The organism is Streptomyces sp. NRRL F-4489, assembly GCF_001509485.1.
GTDB lineage: Bacteria > Actinomycetota > Actinomycetes > Streptomycetales > Streptomycetaceae > Streptomyces.
Map to the genome: position 1 here is coordinate 57320 of NZ_LLZI01000013.1, position 16824 is coordinate 74143.

At 72.9% G+C, this 16824-nt stretch carries 16 protein-coding genes; 15 read left to right on the forward strand and 1 reads right to left on the reverse strand.

All coding sequences use genetic code 11. The features are described from left to right. The first annotated feature begins 149 nt into the window (after positions 1-149). The 3 genes from ADL22_RS02800 to ADL22_RS02810 are packed head-to-tail and all read left to right on the forward strand — an operon-like array spanning position 150 to position 3005. Positions 150-1157, forward strand: a complete 1008-nt coding sequence (locus ADL22_RS02800; RefSeq protein ID WP_066973436.1) for a zinc-dependent alcohol dehydrogenase family protein — start codon at positions 150-152, stop codon at positions 1155-1157. 5 nt (positions 1158-1162) lie between these two features. Next, complete coding sequence (locus tag ADL22_RS02805) at positions 1163-2578, forward strand: sugar porter family MFS transporter (RefSeq protein WP_066973437.1); 1416 nt, start codon at positions 1163-1165, stop codon at positions 2576-2578. A 13-nt stretch (positions 2579-2591) separates the two neighbouring features. Further along, positions 2592-3005, forward strand: a complete 414-nt coding sequence (locus tag ADL22_RS02810) for a Rieske (2Fe-2S) protein (RefSeq protein ID WP_066973440.1) — start codon at positions 2592-2594, stop codon at positions 3003-3005. 127 nt (positions 3006-3132) lie between these two features. On the opposite strand, the gene ADL22_RS02815 is transcribed toward ADL22_RS02810, so the two are convergent. After that, positions 3133-4092: a hypothetical protein gene (locus ADL22_RS02815; protein ID WP_066973441.1), complete on the reverse strand. Its 960-nt coding sequence runs from the start codon at positions 4090-4092 to the stop codon at positions 3133-3135. Positions 4093-4332: 240 nt separating this feature from the next. Here ADL22_RS02815 and ADL22_RS02820 point away from each other — a divergent pair, with 240 nt between their 5' ends. The 12 genes from ADL22_RS02820 to ADL22_RS02875 all read left to right on the forward strand — a co-directional run bounded on the left by ADL22_RS02820 (position 4333) and on the right by ADL22_RS02875 (position 16791). Further along, positions 4333-4932: a papain-like cysteine protease family protein gene (locus tag ADL22_RS02820; RefSeq protein WP_066973443.1), complete on the forward strand. Its 600-nt coding sequence runs from the start codon at positions 4333-4335 to the stop codon at positions 4930-4932. Between the two features lie 4 nt (positions 4933-4936). Further along, complete coding sequence (locus ADL22_RS02825; RefSeq protein ID WP_066973445.1) at positions 4937-5818, forward strand: hypothetical protein; 882 nt, start codon at positions 4937-4939, stop codon at positions 5816-5818. Between the two features lie 121 nt (positions 5819-5939). Further along, positions 5940-8039 (forward strand): excinuclease ABC subunit UvrC, encoded by a 2100-nt coding sequence (gene uvrC, locus ADL22_RS02830; RefSeq protein WP_066973446.1) that lies wholly within the window; start codon positions 5940-5942, stop codon positions 8037-8039. After that, on the forward strand, positions 8036-8989 hold the full coding sequence (gene rapZ, locus ADL22_RS02835) for an RNase adapter RapZ (protein ID WP_234430513.1): 954 nt from the start codon (positions 8036-8038) through the stop codon (positions 8987-8989). Before uvrC ends, rapZ begins: the two co-directional genes overlap by 4 nt. Further along, a complete protein-coding gene (locus ADL22_RS02840; protein WP_066973451.1) occupies positions 8986-10047 on the forward strand; it encodes a gluconeogenesis factor YvcK family protein in 1062 nt (353 codons plus the stop codon). Before rapZ ends, ADL22_RS02840 begins: the two co-directional genes overlap by 4 nt. Then, on the forward strand, positions 10038-11027 hold the full coding sequence (gene whiA / locus ADL22_RS02845; RefSeq protein WP_066973453.1) for a DNA-binding protein WhiA: 990 nt from the start codon (positions 10038-10040) through the stop codon (positions 11025-11027). The genes ADL22_RS02840 and whiA overlap by 10 nt, the downstream gene beginning before the upstream one ends. Before the next feature lie 254 nt (positions 11028-11281). Then, positions 11282-12286 (forward strand): type I glyceraldehyde-3-phosphate dehydrogenase, encoded by a 1005-nt coding sequence (gene gap / locus ADL22_RS02850; RefSeq protein WP_066973455.1) that lies wholly within the window; start codon positions 11282-11284, stop codon positions 12284-12286. Between the two features lie 126 nt (positions 12287-12412). Then, entirely contained in the window at positions 12413-13630 is a 1218-nt protein-coding gene (locus ADL22_RS02855; protein ID WP_066973457.1) for a phosphoglycerate kinase, read from the forward strand. A gap of 6 nt (positions 13631-13636) precedes the next feature. Beyond that, on the forward strand, positions 13637-14413 hold the full coding sequence (gene tpiA / locus ADL22_RS02860; RefSeq protein WP_066973459.1) for a triose-phosphate isomerase: 777 nt from the start codon (positions 13637-13639) through the stop codon (positions 14411-14413). A 141-nt stretch (positions 14414-14554) separates the two neighbouring features. Next, positions 14555-14791: a preprotein translocase subunit SecG gene (gene secG / locus ADL22_RS02865; RefSeq protein ID WP_066973461.1), complete on the forward strand. Its 237-nt coding sequence runs from the start codon at positions 14555-14557 to the stop codon at positions 14789-14791. A gap of 153 nt (positions 14792-14944) precedes the next feature. Continuing rightward, positions 14945-15280, forward strand: a complete 336-nt coding sequence (locus ADL22_RS02870; RefSeq protein WP_016578660.1) for an RNA polymerase-binding protein RbpA — start codon at positions 14945-14947, stop codon at positions 15278-15280. 227 nt (positions 15281-15507) lie between these two features. Then, on the forward strand, positions 15508-16791 hold the full coding sequence (locus ADL22_RS02875) for an MFS transporter (RefSeq protein WP_066973463.1): 1284 nt from the start codon (positions 15508-15510) through the stop codon (positions 16789-16791). Positions 16792-16824: the final 33 nt, after the last annotated feature.

Consider the following 16824-nt stretch of genomic DNA (forward strand, 5'->3'; position numbering starts at 1 on the left):
GCCGGCCCGCGTGCCCGTCCGCCCGTCGCAGTCCATCACAGTACGTCGCCGGAGGCTAAGCGTAAACGCTTGCGTAAGCGTTTACGTCCTGGCGGTTCTTCTGTAGTGTCCCCGCCATCGAACCCCCACGACGACGTGAGGAGGCGCCGATGCGCGCTCTCGTGGTCACCGCCCCCGGCCCCCGGGCCGCCACCGCGGTCACCGAGCTTCCCGATCCCCGCCCGGAGCCCGACGAGGTGATCGTGCGGGTCGCCTCCTGCGGGCTGTGCGGCACCGATATGCACCTCCTCGGCGGCGAACTGCCGGTGGTCCGCTATCCGTTGGTGCCCGGGCACGAACTCACCGGCGAGATCACCGCGGTGGGCGAGGCGGTCCGGGACCGCGCGGTCGGCGAACGGGTCGCCGTCGACCCCAACCTCCCGTGCGGCGCCTGCCATTACTGCCGGATCGGCCGCGGCAACCTCTGCGAGCACTACACCGCCGTCGGCGTCACCCGCGACGGCGGCTTCGCCGAGCTGGTCGCCGTCCCGGCCCGCTGCGCCTACGCCCTGCCGGCCGGCCTCTCGGCGGCCGCGGCCGGGCTCGTCGAGCCGCTGTCCTGCGCGGTGCACGGTCTGAACCGCCTGCCGCGCCGCCCCGGCGAGCACTATCTGATCTACGGCGCCGGCACCATGGGCCTGATGATGGCCGCGCTGGTGCGCACCGCCGGCGCGGCCTCGGTCTCGGTGGTGGACCTCAACGAGGAGCGGCTGGCGTTCGCCGAGTCCTTCGGCGTGGACGCGGTGGCGACCTCGGCCGCCGCGCTGGGCCGGACACCCGGCTTCGAGGTGGTGATCGACGCGACCGGCGCCGTGGCGGCCATCGAGGACGGGCTGGGCCGGGTCCGCAGGGGCGGGACGTTCCTGCAGTTCGGCGTCGCCGACCCGGCCCGCGCGGCGTCCTTCTCGCCGTACCGGGTCTACAGCCAGGAGATCGACATCATCGGCTCGATGGCGGTGCACAACAGCTTCCAGCCCGCCATCGACCTGCTGGCCGCCGGTCTGGACCTGGACCCGCTGGTCTCCGACGTCTACGGGCTGGACGGTTTCGAGGAGGCGGTGGACCGCTTCCGGGCCGGCACCGCCCGCAAGATCCACATCGACCCGCGGAAGGGCTGACCACCGTGCCGGCATCCGTCAAGAACGCGCTGATCTGGGTCTTCGGCGCCCTCGGGGGCATCCTGTGGGGCTACGACACCGGCGTCATCTCCGGCGCCATGCTCTTCATCAAACGGGACATCCCGCTCACCCCGCTCCTGGAGGGGCTGGTCGTCTCCGGCCTCCTGGTGGGCGCGATGCTCGGCGCCGGGCTCTCGGGCCGGCTGTCCGACTCCTGGGGCCGCCGCCGGCTGATCCTGGCCGCCTCCGGGGTCTTCATCCTGGGGACCCTCGGCGCCGCGTGGGCCGCCGGGCCGGCGGCGCTGATCGCGTTCCGCTTCGTGATCGGCGTGGGCGTCGGGATCGCCTCCGTCGTCGTCCCGCTGTACCTCACCGAACTGGCGCCCAAGCAGCTGCGCGGCGGGCTGACCTCGCTGATGCAGCTGCTGGTGACGGTCGGCATCTTCGTCGCGTACGTCACCGACTACCTCCTGGCCGGATCCGGCGCCTGGCGCTGGATGATCGGGCTGGGCGTGGTGCCCGCCGCGGTGCTGGCGCTGGGCATCGTCACCCAGCCGGAGAGCCCGCGCTGGCTGGTCGGCCGGGGCCGCGGCGAGGAGGCCCGGACGGTGCTGACCCGGCTGCGCGGGGACGCCGCGGCGGCGGGGGAGGAGCTGGCCGAGATCGAACGGACCGAGCGCGCCGAACGGGAGGCGAGCGAGCCGCTGACCCTGCGGAGGCTGCTCTCCCCGCGGCTGCGGCCGGTCTTCACCGTCGGGATGCTGCTGGTCCTCTTCCAGAACTTCGTCGGCATCAACACGATCATCTACTACGCCCCGACCCTGCTCACCGACATCGGCTTCGGCTCGTCCGGCGCCATCCTCGCCAACGTGGGCATCGGCCTGCTGAACATGCTGATGACGCTGCCGGCGATGCGGCTGATCGACCGCCGGGGCCGCAAACCGCTGCTGCGGACCGGCGCGCTGGGCATGTGCGCGGCGATGGTGCTGCTGGCCGCCGTCAACCTCTCCGGGCTCGGCTACGGCGCGCTGCTGTCCACCCTCACCCTGCTCGGCATCGGGCTCTACATCGCCTCGTTCGCGATCTCCTGGGGGCCGGTGCAGTGGGTGATGCTGCCGGAGCTGTTCCCGATGCGGATCCGGGCCGCCGCGGTGGGCCTGTGCGTGCTGTTCAACTGGCTGTTCAACATGATCGTGGCGCTGGTCTTCCCGTCCCTGCTGCACGCCTGGGGCGCCGGGGTCAACTTCCTTTTCTTCGCCGCCACCACGCTGCTGGCGTTCGTCTTCGTCCAGCGGCTGCTCCCGGAGACCAAGGGCCGCAGCCTGGAGGAGATCGAGGCGGACCTGCTGCGGGACGGGCCGGACCCCCGGCCGGGCGCCCGGAGCGCCCCGGTATCGTCGGAGGCCGACGCCGTCCACTGATCGGAGCTGCCACATGAGTGCGTCCCCGGACCGCCGGACCGTGCTGCGCGGGGCCGCGCTCGCGGGTATCGCCTGCGCCGGCGCCGCCGCCTGCGCCGCGGGAGGGCAGGGCGGGGGCGCCCGGCCGTCCTCGGACGCGCCGGTGGAGCTGGGCCCGGCCGCGGAGGTGCCGGTCGGCGGCGCCAAGCTCTACGGGGCGCAGCGGCTGCTGGTCTCCCAGCCCGTCAAGGGCGAGTTCAAGTGCTTCAGCAGCGTCTGCACGCACATGGGCGGGGTGCTGAACGAGATCGAGAAGGGCCAGGCGGTCTGCCCGCTGCACGGCAGCCACTTCGAGGTGGCCACCGGCAAGGTCGCCCAGGGGCCGGCCACCGCGCCCCTGGAGGAGGTCCCGGTCAAGGTCAAGGGCGGCAAGCTGATCGCCGGCTGACCGGCCGGGCCCCCGGCGCCCGTGCGCTACCGGGCGGGCCCCGGCGTCCGCGCCACCGGGCGGCCGGGAGGACGCGCCGCCCGTATACCGGCCCCCGCCGCCCCCGGGGCGCGGCCCCCCGTCCCGTTCACCGCCAGTCCCAGGTGATCCCCAGGATGCCCGGCCGCACCCCCTGCTCGACCACGTGCACCGCGTGGTGCCGCCCGCTCAGCGTCAGCTCCTGCCGGCCGCCGCGCGGGGCGCCCGCCGACACCTGGGTGAAGCGGCGGCAGCGCACCGGCAGCGCCGCCTCGTCGAACCGCACCTGGAGGACGTACTGGCCGCCGGCGAAGCTGAAACCGCGCACGTACTCGGAGCTGGGGCCGCCGCTGCCGTCCTCGAAGGCGTAGCCGAAGACATGGGTGTCGCCGGCCCGCAGCCGGGTGTCGAAGAGCAGCTCGGCGACGACCACGCCGTTCTCCGCGTCGCCGCGCACCCGCCCCAGCCGGCAGTTCTCCGCGGCCCGCACCCGCACCCGGGACGGATCGCAGCCCTCGTCGCCCCGGTGGATGGCGATATAGCGGTCCACCCCGTCCCGGTGGGCGCGCACCACCTGGAGCGACTCCCGCTCGCTCAGCTCCCGCCGGGCCCCGATCAGCACCCGCTCGTGGTGGCCGACGGTGTGCAGCCCGCCGTCCGCCGGGGTCTCCAGCTCCGCGAAGAGCTGCTGGAGGCAGTCGGCCGGCGCCACCAGGGAGCGGTACGAACGGGCCGGCGGCCGCTCGGCCTCGGGGCGGGCGCCGCCCTCGGGGACGAGCAGCCGGTGCAGGGAGCGGTCGGGCAGGCCGAGCACGTCCTCCAGGGCGCGGACCGCCCGCAGCGACTCCGGGCGCTGCGGCCGCCGGGCGCCCTGCTGCCAGTAGCTCAGGCTGGTGACCCCGATGGTGATACCGCGCTGGGCGAGTTTGTGCTGGACCCGGGTGAGCGCCAGACCGCGCGCGGTGAGGGCGCTGCGCAGGGCGAGATGGAACGGTCCGGTCCGCAGCAGTTGCGCCAACTCGGCCGGAACGGGCGCCTGCTGCGCCGTTTCGGGAGTGTTCTGTGCCATTGCCTCAATCCTCCGGCGCGCGCGGGTGAACGTTCACAACCGGATCGCACGGCGCACGCGCTCCCTGCCTGTTCACTGCAGGACGCCGGGCACCGGCCGTTCACATCCGGGCCCGTTCGTCCACACCCCCATGTCACCTCGCATTGAAGCGTGTTGACCTGCCTGCGACAACACCCGATGCTCCTCCTCAAGCATCCGGATGCGCTCCTCTCACCCCCTCACCTGACCGGGAGGAACGCCATGACCAGCGTTCTGTCCACCCCCCGTGCGCGCGGCAGACGGCTGGCCGCCGCGGTGCTCGCCGCCGTGGCGCTGACCGCCGTCCCCGGCGCAGCGAGCGCCGCGAGCGCCGCGCCGCAGTCCGCCAACCGCCTCGACATCTCCATGCAGGCCCAGGAGAAGACCAATTGGTGCTGGGCCGCGTCCGGCAACACCATCGCGACGTGGTACGGCCGGAAGTACAGCCAGAACCAGTTCTGCAACGCGGCGTTCAACCGCCAGCAGGGCACCACCTGCCCCAACAACCAGGCCACGCTGGGCAATGTGCAGACCGCATTCGACTGGATGGGCATCAATCCTGGCTCATATGTGACCGGCTGGCTCCGCTACAGCACGGTCCAGAGCGAGATCAACGCCAACCGGCCCGTCGAGACCCGCATCCAGTGGTCCTCCGGCGGCGGCCACATGCACGTCCTCTACGGCTACGACACCTCCCGCAACTGGGTGTACTGGGGCGACCCCTGGGCCTCCAACAACCGCTACAACTGGGGCGACTTCGACTACTACGTGAACGGCTCCTCCTTCTCCTGGACCCACTCCCTCTACCGGATAGGAGCCTGAGGCCATGACGAAGCGCACCGCCGCCCGCGCCGCCGCCACCGGGGCGCTCGCCGCCGCCCTCCTCGGCCTCGCCCCGCACGCCGCGCTGGCCGCCGCCGTCCCCGCGCCGCCCGCCCCGCCGCGGGCCAGCCTGACCGCCGCCCACGACGCGGCCGCCGCCCCCGGGACGCTGGCGACCCTGAGCCGCTTCTTCGCCGCCGACGCGGCCCGCGGCGGGGCCCGCGCGGCCGCCCCCGCCGCCGGGGCCGCCGCGGCCGCCCCGCGCATCGAGGGCGCCACCGTCCCCGTCTACGAGCTCTCGCCCGACTTCGTGCGCGGCACGCCCGGCGCCCCGGTCGCCCGCCTGGAGTTCATGGCCAGCAAGGCCGTCGCCGCCGACGGCCGCACCGCGTCCGTGTGGACGGTGAACAAGGGCGGCGCCTGGAAGGTCGTCAACATCGCCAGTGGGGACGACGAGACCCGCTACCCGGCGGCCGCCGCCGCGCAGGGTGCCGGAACGGTTTTCCACGAGCCGCAGATCGACGCCTGGTACGTCCAGCGCGGCGACCGCGTCGAGCCCCTGGACGCCGACGCCCGCAAGGCGGTGGGCGCGCACGGCACCACCGTCGCCGCCTATCAGAAGCGGGTCGCCGCGGCCTACGGGGACAAGCTGCCGGGCTCCGCGTACGACAAGCGCGGCGAGGCCGGCGGCTACGGCCCCGGCGCCGCCGCCCCCGCCGGACCGGCCGCGGAGCCGCGCACGCTGGCGGCGGACGCGGTGGCCGGCGGCGACACGGCCGGCGGCTCCTTCCCGGTGACCGCCGCCTCGGCCGTGGCGGCCGGCGCCGCGGCGCTCGCCCTGGGCCTGTCCGGCGCGGCCGCGGTGCGCCGCCGCCGGGCCCGCTGAGGCACCCCCGCCGCCGGGCGGGGGCGGACCCCCGCGCCGCCCCCGCCCGGCACCCCGGCCCACCGCCGCCGCCCCGCCGCCCCGGCCGTGATTGTCAGTGGCGGTCAGTAGGGTGGTGGGCATGGCAGACCCCAGCAGCTACCGACCCAAGCCGGGACAGATCCCCGACTCGCCGGGGGTCTATAAATTCCGCGACGAGCACGGCCGGGTCATCTACGTCGGCAAGGCCAAGAGCCTGCGCCAGCGCCTGGCCAACTACTTCCAGGACCTGGCCGGCCTCCACCCGCGCACCCGCACGATGGTCACCACCGCCGCCTCCGTGGAGTGGACGGTCGTCTCCACGGAGGTCGAGGCCCTCCAGCTCGAATACAGCTGGATCAAGGAGTTCGACCCGCGGTTCAACGTCAAGTACCGCGACGACAAGAGCTATCCGTATCTCGCGGTGACCCTCGGCGAGGAGTTCCCCCGCGTCCAGGTCATGCGCGGCGCCAAGAAGAAGGGCGTGCGCTACTTCGGCCCGTACGCGCACGCCTGGGCCATCCGCGAGACCGTCGACCTGCTGCTGCGCGTCTTCCCCGTCCGCACCTGCTCCGCCGGCGTCTTCAAGCGCTCCGCCCAGATCGGCCGCCCCTGCCTGCTCGGCTACATCGGCAAGTGCTCCGCCCCCTGCGTCGGCCGCATCTCCCCCGAGGACCACCGCGAACTGGCCGACGAATTCTGCGACTTCATGGCCGGCCGCACCGGCGCCCACCTCCGCCGCCTGGAGCGCGGTATGCAGGAGGCCGCCGAGGAGATGGAGTACGAGCGCGCCGCCCGCCTGCGCGACGACATAGCCGCGCTCCGGCGCGCCATGGAGAAGAGCGCGGTGGTGCTCGCCGACGCCACCGACGCCGACCTGATCGCCCTCGCCGAGGACGAACTGGAAGCCGCCGTCCAGATCTTCCACGTCCGCGGCGGCCGGGTGCGCGGCCAGCGCGGCTGGGTCACCGACAAGGTCGAGGCGGTCACCACCGGCGATCTGGTCGAGCACGCCCTCCAGCAGCTCTACGGCGACGAGCAGGGCGACGCGGTCCCCAAGGAGGTGCTGGTCCCGGCGCTGCCCGAGCCCGTCGAGCCGGTCGCCCAGTGGCTCACCCAGCGCCGCGGCTCCCAGGTCTCGCTGCGCATCCCGCAGCGCGGCGACAAGAAGGACCTGATGGCCACCGTCGCGCGCAACGCCCAGCAGGCGCTCGCGCTGCACAAGACCAGGCGCGCCTCCGACCTGACCACCCGCTCCCGCGCCCTGGAGGAGATCGCCCAGGCCCTTGACCTGGACACCGTCCCGCTGCGCATCGAGTGCTTCGACATCTCGCACCTCCAGGGCGAGGACGTGGTCGCCTCCATGGTGGTGTTCGAGGACGGCCTCGCCCGGAAGAGCGAATACCGCCGCTTCCAGATCAAAGGTTTCGCCGGGCAGGACGATGTCCGTTCCATGCACGAGGTCATCGGCCGCCGCTTCAAGCGCTACCTCCAGGAGAAGCAGAGGTCGGGGGAGTGGGGCGAGGAGCCCCCGGGCGAGCGGCCGCAGGACGCCGCCGGCGCGCCCGCCGCACTCGCCGGCCCCGGGGAATCCGCCGCCCCCGCCGCCCCCGGGGACGACCCCGCCGCCCGCCTCACCGACGAGGACGGCCGCCCCAAGCGGTTCGCCTACCCTCCCCAGCTGGTCGTCGTGGACGGCGGCGCCCCCCAGGTCGCGGCCGCCCGCCGGGCCATGGACGAGCTGGGCATCGACGACGTCGCGGTCTGCGGCCTGGCCAAGCGCCTGGAGGAGGTCTGGCTCCCCGGCGAGGACGACCCGGTCGTCCTGCCGCGCAGCAGCGAGGGGCTCTACCTCCTCCAGCGGGTCCGCGACGAGGCCCACCGCTTCGCGATCACGTACCAGCGCAGCAAGCGCGGCAAGCGCCTGAAGGCGTCCCCGCTCGACGCCGTCCCCGGGCTGGGCGAGACCCGCCGCCAGGCCCTCCTGAAGCACTTCGGCTCGCTGAAGAAGCTCCGGGCCGCCACGGTGGAGGAGATCTGCCAGGTCCCCGGCGTCGGCCGGAAGACCGCCGAGACGGTCGCCGCCGCGCTCGCCGCCGCGGCCCCGCCCGCCCCCGCGGTGAACACCGCCACAGGAGAGATCATTGAGGATGACGGGGCCCCGCCGGCCGCGTTGTCAGCAGAACGGGGGCAGGACCGATGAGCACACCGCACGACACGCAGGAACCCGAGAGAGACGGTGCACAGGTGAGTACGGGCACGATGCGCGAAGCCGACCAGGGCGAGAGCGCCGCGATCCCCGAGCTGGTGATCATCTCCGGCATGTCCGGCGCGGGCCGCAGCACGGCCGCGAAGTGCCTGGAGGACCTCGGCTGGTTCGTGGTGGACAACATCCCGCCCGAGCTGATCCCGCCCATGGTGGAGCTCGGCGCCCGCTCGCAGGGCAATGTCGCCAAGATCGCCGTGGTCGTGGACGTCCGCGGCCGCCGCTTCTTCGCCAACCTCAAGGAGTCCCTGGCCACCCTCGACGCGCAGAACGTCAAGCGCCGCATCGTCTTCCTGGAGTCCTCCGACGAGGCCCTGGTGCGCCGCTTCGAGTCCGTCCGCCGCCCGCACCCCCTCCAGGGCGACGGCCGGATCGTGGACGGCATCGCCGCCGAGCGCGATCTGCTGCGCGAGCTGCGCGGCGACGCCGACCTGGTCATCGACACCTCCAGCCTGAACGTCCACGAACTCCGCGCCAAGCTGGACGCCCAGTTCGCCGGCGAGGAGGTCCCCGAGCTGCGCGCCACGGTCATGTCCTTCGGCTTCAAGTACGGCCTGCCGGTCGACGCCGACATGGTCATCGACTGCCGCTTCATCCCCAACCCGCACTGGGTCCCCGAGCTGCGCCCCTTCACCGGCCTGAACGAAGAGGTCTCCAACTACGTCTTCGACCAGCCCGGTACGCAGGAGTTCCTGGACGGCTACACCGAGCTGCTTCGCCTGGTCGCGGCCGGCTACCGCCGCGAGGGCAAGCGCTATGTGACCATCGCCGTCGGCTGCACGGGCGGCAAGCACCGCAGTGTCGCGATGTCCGAGAAGCTGGCCCGCCGCCTGACCTCCGACGGCGTCGAAACGGTCGTCGTCCACCGGGACATGGGGCGCGAGTGAGCGGCCGCACCCCACGGCTGCGCCGGGTCCGCAGATTCGTCCCCCGCGGCCGTACGACGAAGGGCGCCACCCCCAAGGTGGTGGCGCTCGGCGGCGGGATGGGCCTGTCCGCCTCGCTGGCCGCGCTGCGCCGGATCACCCGCGATCTGACCGCCGTGGTCACCGTCGCCGACGACGGCGGCTCCAGCGGCCGGCTCCGCGACGAGCTAGGCGTCCTGCCGCCCGGCGACCTCCGCAAGGCGCTGGCCGCGCTGTGCGGTGACGACGACTGGGGCCAGACCTGGGCCCGGGTCATCCAGCACCGCTTCACCAGCGAGGGCGAGCTGCACGACCACGCGGTGGGCAATCTGCTGATCGTCGCGCTGTGGGAGCAGCTCGGCGATCATGTCCAGGCCCTGGACCTGGTCGGCAAGCTGCTCGGCGCGCACGGCCGGGTGCTGCCCATGTCCGCCGTACCGCTCGAACTCCAGGCCCAGGTCAAGGGAGCGGACCCGGATCACCCGGACGTGGTCGGCACGGTCCGCGGCCAGGCCACGGTCGCGCTCACCCGCGGCGAGGTGCAGTCCGTCCACGTCGTCCCGGAGGACCCGCCGGCCGTCCCGGAGGTGATCGCCGCGGTCATGGACGCCGACTGGGTGGTGCTGGGCCCCGGCTCGTGGTTCTCCTCCGTGATCCCCCATCTGCTCGTCCCCGAGCTGCGCGAGGCGCTGGAGCAGACCCAGGCCCGCAAGGTCCTCTCGCTCAACCTCGCGCCTCAGCCGGGCGAAACGGAAGGCTTCTCCCCGCAGCGTCATTTGGAGGTTTTGGCCCGACACGCCCCTAAACTCGCCTTCGACGTGGTGCTGGCCGACGAGGCCGCGGTGCCCGACATCGACGGTCTGACGGTTGCCGCCAAGCAGCTGGTGGGCAGCGAGGTCGAGCTGGCCGCGGTCGCCCGACGCGGAGACGACGCCCGGTCCGGTGCCGGGGGAGCCCCCGACCGGCACGATCCGGAACTGCTGGCAGCCGCGTACGACCGTATTTTTCGGATGCATGGAAGGATCGGCCCATGGCGATGACGGCTGCGGTGAAGGATGAGATCTCCCGGCTCCCCGTCACCCGGACCTGCTGCCGGAAGTCGGAGGTCTCGTCGATCCTGCGGTTCGCGGGTGGTCTGCACCTGGTCAGCGGCCGCATCGTGATCGAGGCGGAGCTCGACACGGGCGTCGCCGCCCGCCGGCTCCGCAAGGACATCCTGGAGATCTTCGGCCACTCCTCCGACCTGGTCGTGATGGCCCCCGGCGGACTGCGGCGCGGCAGCCGCTTCGTCGTCCGCGTGGTGGCCGGCGGCGACCAGCTGGCCCGGCAGACCGGCCTGGTCGACGGCCGCGGCCGCCCGATCCGCGGCCTGCCCCCGCAGGTGGTCTCCGGCGCGACGTGCGACGCCGAAGCGGCCTGGCGCGGCGCGTTCCTGGCCCACGGCTCGCTCACCGAACCGGGCCGCTCGTCGTCCCTGGAGGTCACCTGCCCCGGCCCCGAGGCCGCCCTCGCGCTGGTCGGCGCGGCCCGCCGGCTCGGCATCGGCGCCAAGGCCCGCGAGGTGCGCAGCGTCGACCGTGTGGTCGTCCGTGACGGTGACGCGATCGGCGCGCTGCTGACGCGGCTCGGCGCCCACGACTCGGTGCTCGCCTGGGAGGAGCGGCGGATGCGCCGCGAGGTCCGGGCCACCGCCAACCGCCTCGCCAACTTCGACGACGCCAACCTCCGCCGCTCGGCGCGGGCCGCGGTCGCCGCCGGCGCCCGGGTCCAGCGCGCCCTGGAGATCCTCGGCGAGGAGGTCCCCGAGCACCTCGCGGCGGCCGGCCGGCTGCGCATGGAGCACAAGCAGGCGTCCCTGGAGGAGCTGGGCGCGCTCGCCGACCCGCCGCTGACGAAGGACGCGGTCGCCGGCCGGATCCGCCGGCTGCTGGCGATGGCCGACAAGCGGGCCCAGGACCTCGGCATCCCCGGGACGGAGTCCAACCTCACCGAGGAGCTGGCCGACGGCATGGTCGGCTGATCCGGATCTCTCCGCCTTCCCCCCGCGCCCCCGGCGCCCGAACAGGGTGCCGGGGGCGCGCGCGTACGAGCCGCCGGCGGGGGCGGGAGGGGCCCATGCGTCAGAGGGGCTCGAAGCCGCTCACCTGAGCATCTTTCGGCGCCGATGTCAATGTCACGTACGTCTCGTTGAGGGGGTAGGGTCGGAGGCGGTCGGGGACAGCCCATACAGCTCGCCGGTAACCAAAACCGGCGTACCAACGAGGAGATCGGTTCGTGACGATCCGCGTAGGCATCAACGGATTCGGCCGCATTGGTCGCAACTACTTCCGCGCGCTCCTGGAGCAGGGTGCGGACATCGAGATCGTCGGTGTCAACGACCTGACCGACAACGCCACCCTGGTTCACCTGCTGAAGTACGACAGCATCCTGGGCCGCCTCAACGCCGAGGTCAGCCACACCGACGACACCATCACGGTCGGCAACCAGACCTTCAAGACGATGGCCGAGCGCGACCCGGCGAACCTCCCCTGGGGCGAGCTGGGCGCCGACATCGTCATCGAGTCGACCGGTATCTTCACCAAGCGCGACGACGCCGCCAAGCACCTCGCCGCCGGCGCCAAGAAGGTCCTGATCTCCGCGCCCGCCAAGGACGAGGACATCACGATCGTGATGGGCGTCAACCAGGACAAGTACGACGCGGCGAACCACCACGTCATCTCCAACGCCTCCTGCACCACCAACTGCGTGGCGCCGATGGCCAAGGTCCTCGACGAGAACTTCGGCATCGTCAAGGGCATGATGACGACGGTCCACGCGTACACCAACGACCAGCGCATCCTGGACTTCCCGCACAAGGACCTGCGCCGCGCCCGCGCCGCCGCGGAGAACATCATCCCGACCTCGACGGGCGCCGCCAAGGCCACCGCCCTGGTCCTCCCGCAGCTCAAGGGCAAGCTGGACGGTATCGCCATGCGCGTGCCGGTCCCCACCGGCTCGGTCACCGACCTGGTCCTCGAACTGGACCGCGAGGTCAGCAAGGACGAGATCAACTCCGCCTTCCAGAAGGCGTCCGAGGGCCAGCTCAAGGGCATCCTGGAGTACACCGAGGACCCGATCGTCTCCTCGGACATCGTCAACTGGCCGGCCTCCTGCACCTTCGACTCGCAGCTGACGATGGTCCAGGGCAAGCAGGTCAAGGTCGTCGGCTGGTACGACAACGAGTGGGGCTACTCCAACCGCCTCGTCGACCTCACCGTCTTCGTCGGCGGCCAGCTCTGATCCTGCCCGACCGCGGGCACGGCACCACAGTGTGAGACGGGGCCCGTAGGGCGCGGGAACGCGCCGTACGGGCCCCGTCCCATGGCGGATACAGTCCCTTGACGGACTACAACGGAGTCACTTCACATGAAGACGATCGACGATCTCGCCAAGGAAGGCGTTGCGGGCAAGCGGGTCTTCGTCCGCGCTGACCTCAACGTCCCCCTGGACGGCACCACCATCACCGACGACGGCCGGATCCGTGCCGTCGTCCCGACGATCACCAAGCTCACCGGGCTCGGCGCCAAGGTGATCGTCGCCTCCCACCTGGGCCGCCCCAAGGGTGCCCCGGACCCCGCCTTCTCGCTGGCCCCCGCGGCCCGGCGGCTGGGCGAACTCCTCGGCCAGGACGTGGCCTTCGCCGCCGACACGGTCGGCGAGTCGGCCCGCGCGGTGACCGCGGAGCTGGCCGACGGCCGGGTGGCGGTCCTGGAGAACCTCCGCTTCAACGCCGGCGAGACCAGCAAGGACGACGCCGAGCGCGGCGCGTTCGCGGACCAGCTCGCCGAGCTCGCCGACCTCTACGTCGGCGACGGCTTCGGCGCCGTCCACCGCAAGCACGCCTCGGTGTTCGACCTTCCCAAGCGGCTGCCGCACGCCGCCGGCGACCTGATCGCCACCGAGGTCGGCGTCCTGACGAAGCTCACCGACGACACGGTCCTCAAGCGGCCCTACGTGGTGGTGCTCGGCGGTGCCAAGGTCTCCGACAAGCTCGCCGTCATCGACCAGCTGATCGACAAGGCCGACCGCATCCTGGTCGGCGGCGGGATGGCGTACACCTTCCTGGCCGCCAAGGGCCACGAGGTCGGCATCTCGCTGCTGCAGAAGGACCAGATCCCGGCGTGCCTGGAGTACCTCGCGCGCGCCGAGAAGCGCGGTGTGGAGTTCGTGCTCCCCGTCGACGTCCTGGTGTCGGCGGAGTTCCCGGACCTGAAGGGCAAGACCCCGGCCAACCCGGACATCGTCGCCTCGGACGCCATCCCGGCCGACAAGGAGGGCCTGGACATCGGCCCGAAGACCCGGGAGCTGTACGCCGCCAAGCTCGCCGACGCGGCCACCGTCTTCTGGAACGGCCCGATGGGCGTCTTCGAGCACCCGGACTACGCGGGCGGCACCAAGGCCGTCGCGCAGGGCCTGCTGGACTCGCCCGCCTTCACCGTCGTCGGCGGTGGTGACTCGGCCGCCGCCGTGCGCCTGCTCGGCTTCGACGAGAATGCTTTCGGCCACATTTCGACCGGTGGCGGCGCCAGCCTCGAATACCTCGAGGGCAAGACGCTCCCCGGCCTCGCCGCTCTGGAGGACTGAACACCCGTGAGTGACCGCACCCCGCTCATGGCGGGCAACTGGAAGATGAACCTCAACCACCTCGAGGCCATCGCGCACGTCCAGAAGCTCGCCTTCGCGCTCAGCGACAAGGACTACGACCAGGTGGAGGTCGCCGTCCTGCCGCCCTTCACCGACCTGCGCTCGGTGCAGACGCTCGTCGACGGCGACAAGCTCAAGATCAAGTACGGCGCCCAGGACCTCTCGGCGCACGACTCCGGCGCGTACACCGGCGAGATCTCCGGTGCCATGCTGGCCAAGCTCCGCTGCTCCTACGTGGCCGTCGGCCACAGCGAGCGCCGCCAGTACCACGGCGAGGACGAGGAGATCTGCAACGCCAAGGTCAAGGCCGCCTTCAAGCACGGCCTGACCCCGATCCTCTGCGTCGGCGAGGGCCTGGACGTCCGCAAGGCCGGCAACCACGTCGCGCACACCCTCGCCCAGCTCGACGGCGGCCTGAAGGACGTCCCGGCCGAGCAGGCCGAGACCCTGGTGATCGCCTACGAGCCGGTGTGGGCCATCGGCACCGGCGAGGTCGCCACCCCCGAGGACGCGCAGGAGGTGTGCGCGGCCATCCGCGGCCGCCTCGCCGAGCTCTACAGCCAGGAGCTGGCCGACAAGGTCCGCATCCAGTACGGCGGCTCGGTCAAGTCCGGCAACGTCGCCGCGATCATGGCGCAGCCGGACGTCGACGGCGCCCTGGTCGGCGGCGCCTCGCTGGACGCGGACGAATTCGTGAAGATCGTCCGCTTCCGCGATCAGTAGCAGCTATGACGACGGGCCCGGCCCGTCGTACCCTGTCGGGGCCGGGTCCGGTGCGCAGCGCACCGCCCCGGCCCCGCACCGTCCGGCCCGCCGGGAGGCCGGCGCGTCCCGTCCGACAGTCCTCAGAGAGTTGGTCAAGCCGTGGTCATCGGGTTCTCGATCGCCCTCATCATCTTCAGCCTGCTGCTGATGATGCTGGTGCTCATGCACAAGGGGAAGGGCGGCGGCCTGTCCGACATGTTCGGTGGCGGTATGCAGTCCACGGTCGGCGGCTCCTCGGTCGCCGAGCGGAACCTCGACCGCATCACCATCGTGGTGGGCCTGCTCTGGTTCGCCTGCATCGTCGTGCTCGGCATCCTGGTCAAGCTCGGCAGCTGACACGGCGTCGGGGACGCGGCCTATCATGAGGGCGGCGTCCTGGGACGGTAACTCGTGTCATTGGACGCGCGTTGGGCCTTACGTAGACTGGGGCGCCCGCAGCGACAGTTGCTGCGAGAGGCACGCGGCACCATGACGCAGGGAGTTACGACCGTGGCAAGTGGCAACGCGATCCGAGGAAGTCGGGTCGGGGCGGGGCCGATGGGGGAGGCCGAGCGCGGCGAGTCCGCGCCGCGCATCCGCATCTCCTTCTGGTGCTCCAACGGGCACGAGACGCAGCCCAGCTTCGCCGGTGATGCCCAGGTGCCGGACACCTGGGACTGCCCCCGCTGTGGTTTCCCGGCCGGCAAGGACCGGGACAGCCCGCCGGACCCGCCGCGCACCGAACCGTACAAGACCCACCTCGCCTACGTCCGGGAGCGCCGCAGCGACGCCGATGGCGAGGCGATCCTCGCGGAGGCGCTCGCCAAGCTCCGCGGCGAGATCTGACGGCAGCGCGCCCTTTCACGGCAACACCGGCCCGGCCGGAGGCAACCGCCTTCCGGCCGGGCCGCTCGCGTTCCCGGGCCCGGCCGCGTTCCCGGTCGTCTCGGACGGGCCGTCATCTGAGGCGGTGGATGGGGAATCCGCCCTACGCCCGTTGTCAGTGGTCGTCCGTACGGTGGTGAGCAGACGGGGTCCGCTCGGGGCCCCGGACGCGGTGCGGGGGGTGGGGCATGGCGGGGACGGCGGAGGCGGCGGCGGGCGGCGCGGCGGGCGCCGGCGGGCTCTCCTGGCGGGGCGGGTTCGGGCGGCTGTGGAGCGCCGCCGCGATCTCCCGCTTCGGCGACGCGCTGCGCGGTACCGCCCTGCCGCTGCTGGCCCACGCGCTGACCTCCGATCCGCTGCTGATCGGGCTGGTCACGGCCTGCGGCTTTGCGCCGTGGCTGCTCTTCGGGCTGGTGGGCGGGGCGGTCGCCGACCGGGTGGACGCGCGGCGGGCGATGTGGGCGGTGGATCTGCTGCGCGGGGCGCTGATGGCCGGGTTCGCGTGCGCGGTGGCGGCCGGCGCGGCCGGTATCGGGCTGCTGCTGGCGCTGGCCTTCGCCCTCACCACCCTCCAGACCCTGTTCGACAACGCCGCCACGACCCTGCTGCCGGAGCTGGTGCCGCGCAGTGCCCTGACGGCCGCCAACGCCCGTTTGATGGCCGGTCAGGAGGTCGTCGGGCGGTTCGCCGGCGGGCCGGTGGCGCCGGTCCTCCTCGGGGCCGGCGCGGCTCTGCCGTTCGCGGCCGACGCGGCGACGTACGTGCTGGCCGCCGCGCTGGTGGCGTCGCTGCGGACGGGCCCGCCGCGCAGGCCGCCGGCCGCCTCCGGGCGCGCCCTCCGGCGCGAAATAGCCGAGGGCGTAAGGGCGTTGTGGCGCGACCGGATACTGCGGGTGTGCTGCCTGTCGGTGGCGCTGGGCAATGTCGGCATCGGGGCGCTGATCGCGGAGCTGGTCGTGGTCGTCAAGGACTGGCTGGGCGCCGGGGACTTCGGCTACGCGGCCGTGACGACGGCGTACGGGGCCGGGACGGTGCTCGGCGGGCTGCTGGCCGGCCGGGTGGCGGCCCGCGCCGGCGGGCAGCTGCGCACCCTGCTGGCAGCCGGTGCCGTGCAGACCGCGGTGCTGGTGGTGTGCGGCACGGTGCGGGTGGCGGCGGTCGCGGCCGCGGCGCTGGCCCTGTTCGGCTTCGCCGGCGCGGTGTGGAACGTCCTGGAGACCACGGTGGTGCAGCAGCGCGCCCCGGAGGCGATGCTCGGCCGGATCGCCGCGGCGTTCCGGACGGTCTCGGTCGCCGGGGTGCCGGCGGGCGCGCTGCTGGGCGGGGCGGTCGCGGTGGCCGCCGGGCCGCGGTCCCCGGCGCTGCTGGCGGCGGCGCTGCTGGGGCTCGGCACGGCGGTGCTGATACCGGCCGTCCGGCGCGGCGCGGGCACGTCCTCCGAGAGCGGACAGATACCTCATACCGCGCTCTGATCAATTAGGTTGGAGGACGGCGGGGCCGCTACG